Genomic DNA, 15,073 nt, shown 5'->3' with positions numbered 1-15,073 from the left:
TGAGATACCGAGGAAGAGTAACGGCGGGGCCACGACTTTCTTTAGGGCGCTTTATCGAATAATTTTTCTAATTCGTTCGGACTGGATATTACAAATTCATTTCGCATCGAGGCACAATGAAAGCATTCAGTCAATCTCGCGCCTCATGCTCTCTACATCGACGAACACGCCGCTCACCGTCATCCATCTGAACGGCCCGATCAACAGCGGCAAGACGACGATCGGTCGCGCACTCGCACGCGTGCTGCCCGATGCGCGCTTCATCGACGGCGACGATCACGACGCGCCCGAATCCGCGCCGTTCGACGTGCAATGGGCCATCGCGCTGGAGCGGCTCGTCGCGCAGATCGCGCAAGCGCGCGAACGCCACCTCGTGATCGCCTATCCGATCGGCGAAGCGGAATTCGAGCGGCTGCGCACGGCGTGCGCTGCGCGCGATGCGCGATTGTTCGTCGTCACGCTCGCGCCGCCCGAAGCGGTCGCGGCATCGAATCGCGGCACGCGTGCGCTGACGGACTGGGAGCGGCAACGGATCGCCGAGATGTATCGGGAAGGGTATGCGTCGCGCAGGTTCAGCGATTGCGTGATCGATACGTCGAACGCATCGCCCGACGTGTGCGCGACGGAGATCGCTCGCCGCGCTCAGTGATGCCGCTGTATGCCGGACACGATCTGCTCGCGCGCCCCCTTGCGGCTCAGCATCAGCGTGACCACCGCCGATACCGCGAGCGTCCCCGCAACCACATACAGCCCCGCCGCATACCCGCCCGTCGCATGCTTGAGCCAGCCGATCGCGAACGGCCCGACGAAGCCGCCGAGATTGCCGATCGAGTTGATCATCGCGATGCCCGCCGCCGCGCCGGCCCCCGACAGGAACGCGCTCGGCATCGCCCACAGCGGCGCCTTCGCGGCGCTGATCCCGACGTTGACGACGACCAGCGCGAGCACGGTCGGCAGCGCGGTGCTCGCCTGCCCCGCGAACACGAAGCCGATGCACGCGAGCACGCACGGAATCGCGACGTGCCATGTGCGCTCGCCGGTGCGATCCGAATGCCGCGCCCACACGATCATCGCGACCACGGCGGCCATGCTCGGAATGCCGGTCAGCAGGCCCGTTTGCACCGCGCTGAAGCCGAACTGCCTGATCATCAGCGGCGCCCACAACCCGAGCGTGTACAGTCCGGCCGACGTGCCGAAGTAGATCAGCGCGAGCGCCAGCACGCGCGGATCGCGCAGCGCCTGCCACGCGCCGGCCGTATGCCCGGCGTGCGTGTGGCGCGCGTCCGCCTCCGCCTTCAGCTTCGCGATCAGCCAGTCGCGCTCGTCGGACCGCAGCCACGCGGCCTGCGACGGCGCATCGGTCAGGTACTTCAGCACGACGAAGCCGAGCGCGACCGCCGGCAGCGCTTCGACGATGTACAGCATCTGCCAGTCGGCAAGCCCGAACATCGGCGGCATCTGCATGATCGCGCCCGACAGCGGCGAACCGATCGCGGTCGAGATCGGCGCGGCCGCCATGAACCACGCGGCGGCCACCGCGCGCTGCTTCGCGGGAAACCACAGGCTCAGGTACAGGATGATGCCGGGGAAAAAGCCGGCTTCGGCCATGCCCAGCAGAAAGCGCAGCACGTAGAAGCTCGTCGGCCCGGTCACGAACGCGGATACGGCCGACACGATCCCCCACGTGATCATCACGCGCGCGATCCAGATGCGCGCGCCGACGCGATGGAGAATCAGGTTGCTTGGCACTTCGAACAGAAAATAGCCGATGAAGAACAGGCCGCCGCCGAATCCGAACGCGGTGGGCGACAGGCCGATCGCCTTGTTCATCGTCATCGCGGCAAAGCCCACGTTGACGCGATCGAGAAAGCTGACGAAGTAAAGCAGCATCACGAACGGAATGATGCGCCACATCAGCTTCCGCGCGACGCGGGTTTCCAGATCTGCTTGCATGTGTCTCCTCCTTCGAGGTCGGGCCGTGCGCCGTCGGTCGGTGGACCGCGGCGCCGGCCGGCGCCCGGCTCGCGTCGGATGCGCGAGTCGCAGGCAGAAAATGCCTGAGTGAAGCGAACGCGCGACGCTCGGCTGCGCGCAGGCGCGGCCGTCAGCGCCACACCGCCTCGCCGCCGTCAGGCCGCGGCGGCCGCGTGCGCGACGCGCTCGCAGACGGCCAACGTCACCTGCGCGGTCGTCGCGCTGCCGCCGAGGTCGCGCGTATGCAGCGACGGGTCGGCCGTCACGGCCTCGATCGCGTGCATCACGCGCGCGGCGGCTGCCGTCTCGCCGAGATGCTCGAGCAGCATCACGACCGACCAGAACGTGCCGACCGGATTCGCGAGCCCCTTGCCCATGATGTCGAACGCGGAGCCGTGGATCGGCTCGAACATCGACGGATAGCGGCGCTCCGGATCGATGTTGCCGGTCGGCGCGATGCCGAGGCTGCCCGCGAGCGCGGCGGCGAGATCGCTGAGGATGTCCGCGTGCAGGTTGGTCGCGACGATCGTGTCGAGCGACGCCGGGCGGTTGACCATGCGCGCGGTCGCCGCATCGACGAGTTCCTTGTCCCACGCCACGTCGGGAAATTCCTGCGCAATCTGTTTCGCGATCTCGTCCCACATCACCATCGCGTGCCGCTGCGCGTTGCTCTTCGTGATCACGGTCAGCAGCTTGCGCGGCCGCGACTGCGCGAGCCGGAACGCGAAGCGCATGATGCGTTCGACGCCGGCGCGCGTGAGGATCGACACGTCGGTCGCGGCCTCGATCGGATGGCCCTGGTGCACGCGACCGCCGACGCCCGCGTATTCGCCTTCCGAGTTCTCGCGCACGATCACCCAGTTCAGGTCGTCCGGCCCGCAGCGCTTCAGCGGTGCATCGATGCCCGGCAGGATGCGCGTCGGGCGCACGTTCGCGTACTGGTCGAAGCCCTGGCAGATCTTCAGGCGCAGGCCCCACAGCGTCACGTGATCGGGCACGTCCGGGTCGCCCGCGGAACCGAACAGGATCGCGTCCTTGCCGCGCAGCGCGTCGAGGCCGTCGGCCGGCATCATCGCGCCGTGCCGACGGTAGTAATCGGCGCCCCAGTCGAAATCCTCGAACTCGAACGCAAAGCGGTCGCTGCCGCGGGCCAGCGCTTCCAGCACCTGCTTGGCCGCAGGCACCACCTCCTTGCCGATGCCGTCGCCGGGAATCGTTGCGATACGGTAGGTCTTCATGCGGACATCCTCGATTGGTCGTGAGCGTGAACGCACTTTACCGAACCGGCAGTACGGAAACCGTGGCTATACTCAAAGCATCTTTAACTTCAATTCACGAATCTCGTCATGGCGGATACCGTTCAGCCGGCCGATCTCGGCTTCTTCTCGACGCTGGCCGCGTCGGGCAGCCTGAGCGCGGCCGCGCGCGAGCTCGGGCTGACCGCGGCGGCCGTCAGCAAGCGGCTCACGCAGATGGAGCGGCGCGCGGGCGTGACGCTCGTCAATCGCACGACGCGGCGGATGATGCTGACGCCCGAAGGCGACGTGTATCTCGAATACGCACGGCGAATCCTCGACCAGATGGACGAACTCGGCGAACTGCTCGGCAGCGCGAAGCAGCGGCCGAAAGGCCTGCTGCGCGTGAACGCGACGCTCGGGTTCGGGCGCAGCCACGTCGGCCCGGCGATCTCGCGCTTCGTCGCGCGCTATCCGGAGGTGTCGGTGCAGTTGCAGTTGTCGGTGATGCCGCCGCCGCTCACCGACGACACGTTCGACGTATGCATCCGCTTCGGCGAGCCGCCCGACACGCGCGTCGTCGCGCGGCGGCTCGCACCGAACCGTCGGCTGCTGTGCGCGGCGCCCGCCTATCTGGCGCGGCATGGGACACCCGGCACGCCGCAAGACCTGACGAGACACAACTGCATCGGCATCCGGCAGGGCGACGAAGGTTACGGCGTGTGGCGCCTGACGACCGGGCGCGGCGCGGCCCGCCACACGGAGGCCGTGCGGATCAACGGCAACCTGACGACGAACGACGGCGAGATCGCGGTGAAGTGGGCGCTCGACGGGCACGGGATCCTGATGCGCGCGGAATGGGACCTGCGCGACTATCTCGCCGACGGGCGGCTGGTCGTCGTGCTGCCCGACCATGAAACGCCGGGTGCCGACATCTACGCGGTGTATGCGCAGCGTCACCAGATGTCCACGCGGATTCGCGCGTTCGTCGATTTCCTGGCGGAAGAATTGGGGCGGCCGAAGGCGACGTAGGGCGTCGGTTACGCCCGCTGCGGGCCAGGGCATCGGGTAAGCGATGCCGGGGCGAGCACATGGCTTTTCGGCTCACGACACGTGTCCGAGCGTATGGCCGCCAAGCGATGGAGTCAATATTCTGGCAAATCTCGCATCGTAGAGCCAAAATATTTACACAAACCAGCGCAGCGCCTCGACGAAAGTCACTGACACGCTGCGCTAAAGTGCTATTATTTTAGCTCTATTGCACCGAAAAAACTGAAATATTAGCGCCATCATGGCAAAGAAAACCGCCCCTCTCTTGCCCGCATCCAGTCGGTTGCTCGTCGAATTCGGCGAGCGGCTCAAGCTCGCGCGTCTGCGCCGGAAACTGACGGCCAAGCAGGTCGCTGAACGCGCGGGAATGTCGCCGATGACACTTCGCTCGCTGGAGGGAGGCGGTTCGGGGGTCACGATCGGCGCCTATCTTGCCGTCATGCAAGTACTGGGCCTCCAGGGCGATCTGGAGAAGCTGGCCGCAGCGGACTCGTTCGGCCGCCAGCTTCAAGACGCTCGCCTCGTCAAACCGCGATCCGTGAAACGAGTTGCCCTGCGGTCGTCCGCCGAGTCGCCACGCATACCTGATCGGCGCGATCGTGCCACCACGACCACGCCCCCGGCCCCGGCCCCCGCCAGGAAAGCACCGGGATCGGCGTCCAGCATCCCGGCGCCCGACCACCATCGCGGTACGACGGCCGCGGAACTGGCCGCGCTGTTGAAGCCAGCGAGCAAACACCTGGGGAAATCTCGCGAGAAATGACGACCATCTCCGTTTACGCAGACTGGAGCAGCCTGGCCGCTCCCCGGAAACTCGGCCTTCTGCACAGCCGACAGACGCGGGCAAGCGAACATTTCGAATTCCAGTACGACGCAACCGCCTTGAGCGCTCCCGAACTCGCCCGGGTTCAGCTCGATCCCGGCATCGGCCTCTTCGAAGGACCACAATATCCACCTCCGCCGCGAGACTCGTTCGGTGCGTTCGCCGATTCCAGCCCCGATCGGTGGGGGCGCATGCTGATGGACCGTCGGCTGGAGCGAGACATTCGTGCAGGCCTTCGACCGAAGGGCACTCGGCTCCGTGAATCGGATTACCTGCTGGGCGTCCACGATCTCTACCGCGTCGGCGCACTGCGTTACAAGCTCGACGACGAAGGAGAGTTTCTCGACGACCGCGTTGATCTCGCCGCGCCGCCATTCGCGGAAATCCGTGAACTGGAACGCGTCAGTCGGGCGCTGGAAGAGGATGTCGACAACATCGCCCCGGACGGCCGCGACTGGCTCTCGATGCTCATCGCACCTGGCGGCTCGCTCGGCGGTGCACGACCGAAAGCAAGCGTGGCCGACGATCAGGGGCGTCTGTATATCGCGAAGTTCCCCAGCGCAAGAGACGATTACGACGTAGGCGGTTGGGAAATGGTCGTCAATGCGCTCGCGGTCGGCTGCGGCCTGAATGTCGCCCAAGCCGAGGCACGAAAGTTCGCCAGCGACCATCATTGCTTCCTGGTCCGTCGCTTCGACCGGACGGCCGATGGACGGCGCCTGCATTTTGCCTCGGCGATGACCATGACCGGTCACGTCGACGGCGACGATGCCTCCACCGGCGTCAGCTATCTCGAACTGGCGGAAGTCCTCATGCAACATGGTGCGCAACCGAATGCCGACCTCCGAGAACTTTGGGCGCGGATCGTCTTCAATCTTCTCGTGTCGAATACCGACGATCATCTTCGCAATCACGGATTCATTCTGGCACCGGGCAAGGGCTGGCGGCTCTCCGCGGCTTATGACATGAATCCGGTCGCGATCGCCGACGGCCTCAAGCTCAATATCACGGAAGCCGACAACGCGCTGAACCTCGAGCTTGCCCGTGAAGTCTGCGAATTCTTTCGGCTCGGTCTGAGCGATGCCGACGAGATCATCGACGACTTCCGTGGTGTCGTCAGTCAATGGAGAACGCTCGCGACGCGACTCGCGCTGCCGGCTCGGGAACAGGATCGGATGGCCAGCGCGTTCCGCCTCGCAACCGCTTGAGGCTTTTCCGTCCGCATCCCGCCGTCACGCCACCGCCACCAGCCCGCCGTAGCGATCGGGGGTAACGACTGCACCCGGCGCCGGCCGCCATCCCACCGCCCCCGCCGCCGCCAGCCCCGCCTGCTCGTGTCCGGCCTGCACGAAACGCTCGGCGATCCAGTCGACGAACGCGCGCACGCCGGGCGACACATGCGGGCGCTTCACGTAGACGACCGACACGGCCAGCGCATCGGGCTGCCAGCGCGCCAGCACTTCCCGCAACCGCCCCGCGTCGATCAGCGCCTGCGCGGCGACGCGCGTCGGCTGGATCAGCCCGAGGCCGTGCACGCCGCAGGCGAGATACGCCTGCTCGTCGTCCACGCCGACGATGCCGTCGAGCCGCACCTTGCGCACCGCGTCGTCCACCGCGAACTCGAGCTCGGCCGGACGCTGGCCGAAGACGTGCGCCCCGCCTACCGCGCGATGCCCGCCCAGATCGTCGGGCGTGCGCGGCACACCGAAGCGGTCGAGATACGCGGGGCTCGCGCACGTGACGCGCTCGAGCGAGCCAAGCCGGCGCGCGACGAGCGACGAATCGGGCAGCGCACCGAGCCGGATACTGCAGTCGATCGCGTCGCCGACGCGATCGCCCGCGCGCCCGGCCACGGCGAGCATCAGTTCGAGATCGGGATGCCGCACATGGAATTCGCCGAGCGCCGGCAGCACGATCGCGCCCGCCACCGACGCCGGCAATTCCACGCGCAGCGGCCCGCTCGGATGCACCGCGGCGCCGCGAATGCTGGCTTCGAGCTCGTCGACGTCCGCGGTGATGCTGACGCAGCGCCGGTAATACGCGTCGCCTTCGGGCGTGGCCCGCAACGCGCGCGTCGTGCGCACCAGCAGCGGCATGCCGAGCGCCGCTTCGAGCTCCTGCACGGTGCGCGTCGCGGTGGCGCGCGAGATGCCGAGCGCCTGCGCGGCACGGGTAAAGCTGTTCATTTCGACGATGCGCGTGAAGATGCGCATCGCGCGGATCGGATTGTCCACCGGACACCTCTACGGGGTTGCGACAGGCCGCGGCGCGCGTTTGCGCACCGCGCGTGCGTGTCGATGTCGACGCAAGCCGCGCGAGCGGCGCGGCCGCCGGGTCAGGCGTTCGCCGCCGCGACGCCGGGCGCCGGTTCGGCGAGCAGCCGTTGCGCGAGCGCCAGCGCGTCGTCGCGGCTCGCCGCCGCGTTCAGCGGATAACCCCAGACCTTCTCGAAGGCGCCCGAAAAGGCATTGAGCGCCACGCGCCGCGCCGCATCGGGCTCGATCGCGATCATCCCGGGGATCCGTTCGCGCGACAGCGCACGGTTGGCCTTGCTCCACTTCGCGAGCTGCTTGCGCATCTCGTGATCGTTATCGGCGCGATCGTCGCCGGACGGCGCATCGTCGGTCAGAAGAACGAAGCGTTCGCGGCGCGCGAGCAGCGCGTCGAGTTCGGCAATCAGGCGGGCAGGATCGGTGTGGGTCGAGCCGCTGTAACGCAGCCAGACAAACGGGAATTCAGTCGTGACGATTTGCATGTCGGCCTCCAGATGAGAACGATTCTCATTTTATGGAGCCGGACCGCCTGCGTCATTTCTCGTCCCGGCCAACTGCTTTTTCAATCCGGCCAAACGGGCACGGGCGCGATCCGGCGGTTCAGCGCTGCCGATCGGTGAGGAATTGCGTCGGCGGCTTGCCGGTCGCCTTGCGGAACATCGTGACGAAGCTGCTTGCGCTCTCGTAGCCGAGATCGATCGCGATCTGGTGCACGCGGCGGCCGGTCGTCAGCATCCGCAGCGACAGCGCGACGTGCAGCCGCCGGCGCCAGTCGCCGAGGCTCATCCCGAGCTCCTTCGTCGCGAGCCGCGTCAGGCTGCGCTCGCTGATGCCCGCACGCCGCGCGAGCTCGGGCAGCGGCGACTTGTCGGCCGGATCGTCGAGCAGATGGTCGATCAGCTTGCGCAGCCGGCGGTCGGCCGGCATCGGCAGGTACAAGTCCTCGACCGGCGCCGCGACGAGCTCGTCGAGCAGCGTCGCGACCAGCCGCCCTTGCGGCCCGTCGACGTCGTACAGGTTCGGGAAACTGGCCGCCTTCAGCAGCAGCTCGCGCAACAGCGGCGACATGCCCAGCGTGCAGCAGCGCTTGGGCAAGTCGAGCGCCGCGTCGGGTTCGACCAGCACCGCGTAGAAGGTCGCGCCGGCCGAGCCGCGCGCCGCATGCGCGACATCGCCGGGAATCCAGACCGTGCATTGCGGCGGCGCGGTCCACACGCCGCCGTCGATCTCGCAATAGACGACGCCGGTCAGCGTGTAGAGCAGTTGCGCCTGGCGATGGCTGTGCCGCTCCAGCCGCCATTCGGGCTCGACGACGGAGCCGCCGAACACGACGAGCGGACGCGGCACGTGATAGACGTCTGCGTCCGCGGCGGGATCGGTGATCGGTGGAAGGTCGCGCATGGAACGGCGGGCTGTGGAAAAGGCCGGACGCCGGCGCGTCCTGTCGTGCTTATACCAGAAAGGCGCCGGCGCAGCCGTGCCGTTCGGGGGCGTCAGCGGCCGCGCGCCGAACCGAATACAATGCGCCGATCCCCTTGCCGCCGCGCCAACCCGCCGGAGCCGCCATGTTCGACCTGACCACGCTGACCACCTTCACGGCCGTCGTTCTGGGCCTGTTCCTGATCCCCGGCCCCGCCGTGCTGCTCGTGCTGAGCCGCACCGTGCAGGGCGGGCGCACGACCGGCATCCTGACCGGCCTCGGCGTCGCGAGCGGCGACTTCGTGCATACGCTGTTCGCGGCCGTCGGGCTGTCCGCGCTGCTGATGACGTCAGCGCTCGCGTTCAACATCGTGAAGCTGATCGGCGCTGCGTACCTGATCTATCTCGGCGTGCGCGCGCTGCTGGAGAAGCCGTCCGATCCGTCGCTGCCGCGGGTGGCGGCCGTCACGCCGCTCAACGCGTACCTGCAGGCGATTCCCGCTGAAGTGCTGAATCCGAAAACCGCGCTGTTCTTTCTCGCGTTCATGCCGCAATTCGTGCATCCGGAACGCGGCTCGACGTTCGTGCAGTTCGCGGTGCTCGGGCTGATCTTCGTCGTGCTCAGCTCGCTCTACACGACGCTGATCGCGTGCTCGATCCGCCCGCTCGGCCGCATCGTGAAGCGGCTCACGTGGCTCACGCGCTGGCAGGGCAGGATCATCGGCTCGATCTTCATCGCGCTCGGGCTGCGCGTGGCCGTGCAGCAGCGCTGATGGGCGCGACCGCATGACGCGCGCCGACGCGGATCTGCTCTACACCGACCCGCGCCTCGTCGCGGTGTACGACCTGTTCAACGCGGGCGATCGGGACTTCGTGTTCTATGCCGCGGCGATCGGCGCCTCCCGGCAACGCATTCTCGATCTCGGCTGCGGCACCGGCACGTTCGCGCGACGGCTCGCGTCGGCCGGGCATGACGTCGTCGCGATCGATCCCGCGCCTGCGATGATCGATTACGCGCGACGGCAGCCGGGCGCCGCCGCCGTCCGCTGGCTCGCGTGCGCGCTCGACGGCCTGCCGCCCGGTGCGCGATTCGATGCGGTCGTGATGACCGGGCACGCGTTTCAGTGCCTGCTGACCGACGACGATATCGACGCGACGCTGCGCGGCGTGCGACGCGTGCTCGCCGACGGCGGCCGCTTCCTGTTCGAGACCCGCAACCCGCGCACCGAACCGTGGCGAGCATGGACGCCCGCGCAGTCGGCACGCAGCGTCGAATCGCACGCATTCGGCATCGTCGATCTCCATCACGCGGTGCGTGCGATCGACGACGCGATCGTGACGTTCGACACGCACTACCGCTTCCGCCGCGACGGCACGGTGCTGACGAATACGAGCCGGCTGCGTTTCATCGCGCATCCCGACTTGCAACGGCGCGTGACGGCGGCCGGATTCGCGTCGGCCGACTGGTGCGGCGACTGGGACCACGCACCGTTCGACGCAGCGACCAGCGCGGAGATCATCGCGATCTGCCGCGCGTAACGGGCGCGGCGCAGACGTCATGCGCCTCGTTCGCCACGCGTCATCACGCGCGATCGAGCGCACGCCGCACACCGCCCCAATCGAGCCCGAACCGCGCGAGATACTTGCGCAGCCGGTCGGCATCGTTCGGCTGCTTCTTGCTCTGGCGCGACACCGCGAACAGCGTGCGCCCGGCTTCCGACAGGCTCGCCGACGTCCGGCACACGTCGAGCACGCGTTCGAGCTGCGCCCGGTCGAACAGGTCGAGTTCCGCCGCACGCGCGCCGAACACCGCATCGACGCACTCATCGGCTACCCCCGCGCCGCCCGGCGACGACCACGTGCGCGTCAGCCGTTCGACTTCCTGCTCGGCAAGCGCCTCGGTAATCCGCCCGGCATCGGCCAGCGTCGCCATCCGCGTGACCGAGGCCGACAATTCGCGGAAATTGCCGGCCCACGCCGCTCGCGGCGATGTCGCGAACGCGAGATAGCGCCGCTTCGCCTCCACGTTGAACCGCACCTGCTCGCCCTGCTCGCGGCCGAAACGGTCGAGCTCGAATTCGAGGTTCGGCTCGATGTCCTCGCGGCGCTCGGCGAGCCCCGGCAGTTCGTAGGTCCACAGGTTGATCCGCGCATAGAGATCCTCGCGGAACGTCCCGGTCGCCACCATCTGCCGCAGGTCGCGATGGGTGCCCGCGATCAGTTCGAAATCGCTGGTCGCCTCGACGTCCGCGCCCACCGGCAGGAAGCGCTTCTCCTCGATCGCCTTCAGCAGCATCGCCTGCTCGTCGAGCCCGAGTTCGCCGATCTCGTCGAGAAACAGCAGGCCGCCGTCCGCGGCGCGCAGCAGCCCCGCCCGCGCCGACTGCGCGCCGGTGAACGCGCCCTTCACGTGACCGAACAGCGTCGACATCGCCGCGTCGCCGCGCAGCGTCGCGCAGTTGATCTCGATGAACGGCCCGGCGAGCCGATGCCGGCCGCGCTTCAGCTCGTACACGCGCTTCGCGAGAAACGACTTGCCGGCCCCCGTCGGCCCGACCAGCAGCATCGGCGCGCGCGAACGCACGGCCACGCGCTCGAGTTGCTCGATCAGCGCATTGAAGCGCGCGTTGCGCGTCGCGATGCCGGCCTTCAGGAACGACACCGTTTCGTCGCGCTCGCGCGTGAAGCGCTGCGCGATCCGGTTGTAGCGGGACAGGTCGAGATCGATCACCGAGATCGTGCCCGGCCCGCTCGGCCCTTCGTCGGTCCGCTGCGGCGGCCCCGTCTGCACGAGGCGCGCGGGCAGGTAGCGCGCTTCCGCCAGCAGGAACCAGCAGATCTGCGCGACGTGCGTGCCGGTCGTGATGTGGATCAGGTAATCCTCGTGTTCGAGGTCGAACGGATATGCGCGTGCGTAGTCGTGCAGCGTCGCGTAGACCTCCTCGAAATCCCACGGATCGCGGATCGTGACCGGCGTGAGCCGCACGTCGGTATGCGGCGACACGCGCGCGAGATCGTCCCGCACCTGGTTGGCGAGACGCGTGTAGTCCGGCGAATGCAGCAGTTCCAACCGATCGATCGGCAACTCCGGCTGCTCGCACAACGAAATCGTCGGCCGCCATTTGCGGTAACGGCGCGGCGCGCGGCCACCCTGGTCGAGCACCGTGCCGAGAAACCCGATGGCGACAGTCTTTCGCATATTTATCTCGCAGGATAAGAGGCGATCCGATTATATCGTATTATCGTGATGACCCTTTGGGCACGACGTCGATCTCCAGCCACGCACAATAGATAAATCCCTTTTGTTTTCAATCGTTTAAAAAATCCACAAAGCCCCGACACGCCCGCTGGCACGCTCCTCGCTAAATAGAAGACGCCGGATGTCCCGCTGGCCCACGAGCCAGGGTTCAACAAGCCCTGCTGGTGCGCCGCCGCCGAACCTCGTTCGTCGCCGCAGCGCATGCCGCCATGGACAGACGAAGGCAAACGGGCGCGCGTCAGGACGCTTCGTCCGGGTTCGAATCCCGGAGCGCCCATTGTTCGGAAGCTCAGCCAGGTGGAGCAGCCGGCGAAAGCCGGCCGGTGGCGGGTTCGAATCCCGCTCGAACGCTGTCCGCAAGGACGGTCTCGTATGAAAAGCAGTACCCGCCGGTGCGGGCCGCGAGGCCCGCCGCGCGTCGGACCGGTTGCGGTTCCGCGCGATCGGCCGGGCGGCCGCACGGCCAGCGCACGGAGGCGCACGACGACGCAATGCCACACGCGTCGCCCTGTGCTTCGACGCCGGCCAGCGCGCCGCCCGCCCGATTGCGTCGCACCGCGATCCGCACGATGCGCGTCACCCGGCGGCCATTGAAGAAAAGGACAAGAATATGTGGATGCGACATGTAGTGAAAAAGAACGAGCGCGCGCTGCTGATGAATGAGGGCGATTTCGTGAAGGTGCTGGAACCGGGCGTGTTCAAGGCCTTCGATCCGTTCAAGCGTTTGTCGGTGCAGACCGCGCGTCTCGACGCGCCGCTCGCCGACGAAGCGTTGGCCGACTATCTGCGTCACGACGCACAGGATGTGCTCGCGCAGTATTTCGTCGCGATGGATCTCGCCGACGATGAAGCGGGCCTGCGCTACGAAGACGACGTGCTCGTCGAGATCCTCGCGCCGGGCACGCGCCGGCTGTACTGGCGCGGCCTGACCGCGCATCGGCTGGAACGTGTCGATCTCGCGCGGCACAGCATGCTGCCCGACGCGCTCGTGAAGCGCATCGCGCAACCGGCGCTGCGTGCGCGCGGCGTGGCTGGCCTGACGGGCGTGCTGCTGGCGCAGGTGCCGGCGCACCACGTCGGTGTACTGAAGATCGACGGCAAGATCGAGCGGTTGCTGGACGCGGGCACGTCGGCGTTCTGGCGCTTCAACCGCGACGTCGCGGTCGAGCTGGTCGATCTGCGCGTGCAGGCGATCGAAGTCGGCGGGCAGGAAATCCTCACGCGCGACAAGGTCGCGCTGCGGCTGAACCTGTCGGCGACGTGGCGCTATGCGGACGTGCTGCATGCGTTCGGCCAGTTGCAGAAGCCGGTCGAACACCTGTATCGCGAGTTGCAGTTCGCGCTGCGCTCGGCGGTCGGCACGCGCTCGCTCGACGAGCTGCTGGAGGACAAGCAGTCGCTCGACGACGTCGTGATCGCGCAAGTACGCGCCCGTCTCGACGGTTCGGGCCTGGACGTGCGCAGCGTCGGCGTGAAGGATATCGTGCTGCCGGGCGACATGAAGACGATCCTCGCGCAGGTGGTCGAGGCCGAGAAGTCCGCGCAGGCGAACGTGATTCGCCGCCGCGAGGAAACGGCGGCCACGCGTTCGCTGCTGAACACCGCGAAGGTGATGGAAGAGAACCCGACCGCGCTGCGGCTCAAGGAGCTGGAAACGCTCGAACGCGTCGCGGAACGGATCGACCGCATCTCGGTGTTCGGCGGCCTCGATCAGGTGCTGAACGGACTCGTCAGCATCAAGGGCACGTAATGCGGGATCCGGCGCGATGCAGGTGACTCGCGCCGGATACCGAAATGAATCAGGTGAAGCAAATGACAGACACGGATTACCAGGTAATGGAACTGGCGAACGGCAAGCCGGTGAAGATGTGGACGCAAGGCGTCGCCGTCGAGGAGGAAGCGCGCGCGCAACTGCGCAACACGGCACAGATGCCGTTCATCTTCGGCCACGTCGCGGTGATGCCGGACGTGCACCTCGGCAAGGGCTCGACGATCGGCAGCGTGATTCCGACGAAGGGCGCGATCATCCCGGCCGCGGTCGGCGTCGACATCGGCTGCGGGATGATGGCCGCGCGCACGACGCTGACGGCGTCCGACCTGCCGGATTCGCTTGGTGGGCTACGCGGCGCGATCGAACGCGCGGTGCCGCACGGCCGCGCACCGGGCCGCCGCGACCCGGGCGCATGGGGCGATCGCGCGCCGGCCACCGTGACCGAAGCATGGAAGTCGCTGCAACCGGGCTTCCAGCGGATCGTCGACAAGTATCCGAAGCTGGAAAAGACGAACCACTACGCGCATCTCGGCACGCTCGGCACCGGCAACCACTTCATCGAAGTGTGCATCGACGAAGCGGACCGCGTGTGGTTCATGCTGCACAGCGGCTCGCGCGGCGTCGGCAATGCGATCGGCAGCCTGTTCATCGAACTCGCGCAGGCCGACATGCGGCAGCACATCGCGAACCTGCCGGACCGCAATCTCGCGTATTTCACCGAGGGCAGCCGGCACTTCGACGATTACGTCGAGGCGGTCGGCTGGGCGCAGGACTACGCGCGGCGCAACCGGCAGGCGATGATGGACGCGGTGATCGGCGCGGCGCGCGGCGTGATCGCGAAGCCGTTTTCGGTCGACGAGCACGCGGTGAACTGCCACCACAACTACGTGCAGCGCGAACGCCACTTCGGCGAAGAGGTGCTCGTCACGCGCAAGGGCGCGGTGTCCGCGCAGAAGGGGCAGCTCGGGATCATTCCGGGGTCGATGGGCGCGAAGAGCTTCATCGTGCGCGGGCTCGGCAATCCGGAAAGCTTCTGCTCGTGCAGCCACGGCGCGGGCCGGACGATGAGCCGCACCGAAGCGAAGCGCCGCTTCACGGCCGACGATCAGGCGAAGGCGACGCAGGGCGTCGAATGCCGGAAGGACGCGGGCGTCGTCGATGAAATTCCGATGGCGTACAAGGACATCGACGCGGTGATGGCGGCCCAGCGCAGCCTCGTCGAAGTGGTGCATACACTGCGCCAGGTGGTGTGCGTGAAAGGATAGCGCG

General features: G+C 67.4%; 14 protein-coding genes and 1 tRNA gene. 9 read left to right on the top strand and 6 right to left on the bottom strand.

Translation table 11 applies throughout. The annotated features are described in order from the left end of the window. The first annotated feature begins 145 nt into the window (after positions 1-145). A complete protein-coding gene (locus CFB35_RS18885; RefSeq protein WP_089465432.1) occupies positions 146-649 on the top strand; it encodes a shikimate kinase in 504 nt (167 codons plus the stop codon). Here CFB35_RS18885 and CFB35_RS18880 read toward each other — a convergent pair. Both CFB35_RS18880 and CFB35_RS18875 read right to left on the bottom strand, forming a co-directional pair. Then, positions 643-1,953, bottom strand: coding sequence for an MFS transporter (locus CFB35_RS18880; RefSeq protein WP_089465431.1), 1,311 nt, complete (start codon positions 1,951-1,953; stop codon positions 643-645). The genes CFB35_RS18885 and CFB35_RS18880 overlap by 7 nt on opposite strands. Before the next feature lie 176 nt (positions 1,954-2,129). Next, a complete protein-coding gene (locus tag CFB35_RS18875) occupies positions 2,130-3,212 on the bottom strand; it encodes a tartrate dehydrogenase (protein ID WP_089465430.1) in 1,083 nt (360 codons plus the stop codon). A 108-nt stretch (positions 3,213-3,320) separates the two neighbouring features. On the opposite strand from CFB35_RS18875, the gene CFB35_RS18870 reads away from it, so the two are divergent. From CFB35_RS18870 to CFB35_RS18860, 3 genes are all read left to right on the top strand, one after another. Continuing rightward, positions 3,321-4,241, top strand: a complete 921-nt coding sequence (locus CFB35_RS18870; RefSeq protein WP_089465429.1) for a LysR substrate-binding domain-containing protein — start codon at positions 3,321-3,323, stop codon at positions 4,239-4,241. 259 nt (positions 4,242-4,500) lie between these two features. Further along, positions 4,501-5,022 (top strand): helix-turn-helix domain-containing protein, encoded by a 522-nt coding sequence (locus CFB35_RS18865; protein ID WP_059580292.1) that lies wholly within the window; start codon positions 4,501-4,503, stop codon positions 5,020-5,022. Continuing rightward, positions 5,019-6,290 carry a type II toxin-antitoxin system HipA family toxin gene (locus CFB35_RS18860; protein WP_089465428.1) on the top strand — a complete coding sequence of 424 codons (1,272 nt, stop codon included), beginning with the start codon at positions 5,019-5,021 and terminating at the stop codon, positions 6,288-6,290. Before CFB35_RS18865 ends, CFB35_RS18860 begins: the two co-directional genes overlap by 4 nt. 24 nt (positions 6,291-6,314) lie before the next feature. Here the strand turns inward: CFB35_RS18860 and CFB35_RS18855 are convergent, their stop codons facing one another. The 3 genes from CFB35_RS18855 to CFB35_RS18845 form a co-directional block, all read right to left on the bottom strand. Then, the gene (locus CFB35_RS18855) at positions 6,315-7,316 is read right to left on the bottom strand and encodes a LysR family transcriptional regulator (protein ID WP_089465427.1); all 1,002 of its coding nucleotides are present in this window, start codon (positions 7,314-7,316) and stop codon (positions 6,315-6,317) included. Positions 7,317-7,417: 101 nt separating this feature from the next. After that, a complete protein-coding gene (locus CFB35_RS18850; protein ID WP_059580286.1) occupies positions 7,418-7,837 on the bottom strand; it encodes a hypothetical protein in 420 nt (139 codons plus the stop codon). Between the two features lie 118 nt (positions 7,838-7,955). Further along, positions 7,956-8,756 carry a helix-turn-helix domain-containing protein gene (locus CFB35_RS18845; protein WP_059580284.1) on the bottom strand — a complete coding sequence of 267 codons (801 nt, stop codon included), beginning with the start codon at positions 8,754-8,756 and terminating at the stop codon, positions 7,956-7,958. A 164-nt stretch (positions 8,757-8,920) separates the two neighbouring features. Between CFB35_RS18845 and CFB35_RS18840 the strand changes: the two genes are divergently transcribed. Continuing rightward, a complete protein-coding gene (locus CFB35_RS18840; protein ID WP_059580281.1) occupies positions 8,921-9,547 on the top strand; it encodes a LysE family translocator in 627 nt (208 codons plus the stop codon). A 13-nt stretch (positions 9,548-9,560) separates the two neighbouring features. Then, positions 9,561-10,313 carry a bifunctional 2-polyprenyl-6-hydroxyphenol methylase/3-demethylubiquinol 3-O-methyltransferase UbiG gene (locus CFB35_RS18835; protein WP_059580279.1) on the top strand — a complete coding sequence of 251 codons (753 nt, stop codon included), beginning with the start codon at positions 9,561-9,563 and terminating at the stop codon, positions 10,311-10,313. A gap of 43 nt (positions 10,314-10,356) precedes the next feature. Here CFB35_RS18835 and rtcR read toward each other — a convergent pair whose 3' ends face one another. Beyond that, complete coding sequence (rtcR, locus tag CFB35_RS18830) at positions 10,357-11,973, bottom strand: RNA repair transcriptional activator RtcR (RefSeq protein WP_059580276.1); 1,617 nt, start codon at positions 11,971-11,973, stop codon at positions 10,357-10,359. Between the two features lie 338 nt (positions 11,974-12,311). Here rtcR and CFB35_RS18825 point away from each other — a divergent pair. From CFB35_RS18825 to CFB35_RS18815, 3 genes are all read left to right on the top strand, one after another. Continuing rightward, a tRNA-Phe gene (locus tag CFB35_RS18825) sits at positions 12,312-12,384 on the top strand. A 259-nt stretch (positions 12,385-12,643) separates the two neighbouring features. Then, the gene (locus tag CFB35_RS18820; RefSeq protein WP_059580273.1) at positions 12,644-13,783 is read left to right on the top strand and encodes a slipin family protein; all 1,140 of its coding nucleotides are present in this window, start codon (positions 12,644-12,646) and stop codon (positions 13,781-13,783) included. Between the two features lie 62 nt (positions 13,784-13,845). Beyond that, positions 13,846-15,069: an RtcB family protein gene (locus CFB35_RS18815; RefSeq protein ID WP_059580335.1), complete on the top strand. Its 1,224-nt coding sequence runs from the start codon at positions 13,846-13,848 to the stop codon at positions 15,067-15,069. Positions 15,070-15,073: the final 4 nt, after the last annotated feature.

The sequence above is a fragment of the Burkholderia sp. AU16482 genome, assembly GCF_002223285.1.
Lineage (GTDB): Bacteria > Pseudomonadota > Gammaproteobacteria > Burkholderiales > Burkholderiaceae > Burkholderia > Burkholderia semiarida.
Note: the sequence above shows the minus strand (reverse complement) of the source record. Positions and strands in the feature narration are given on the sequence as shown.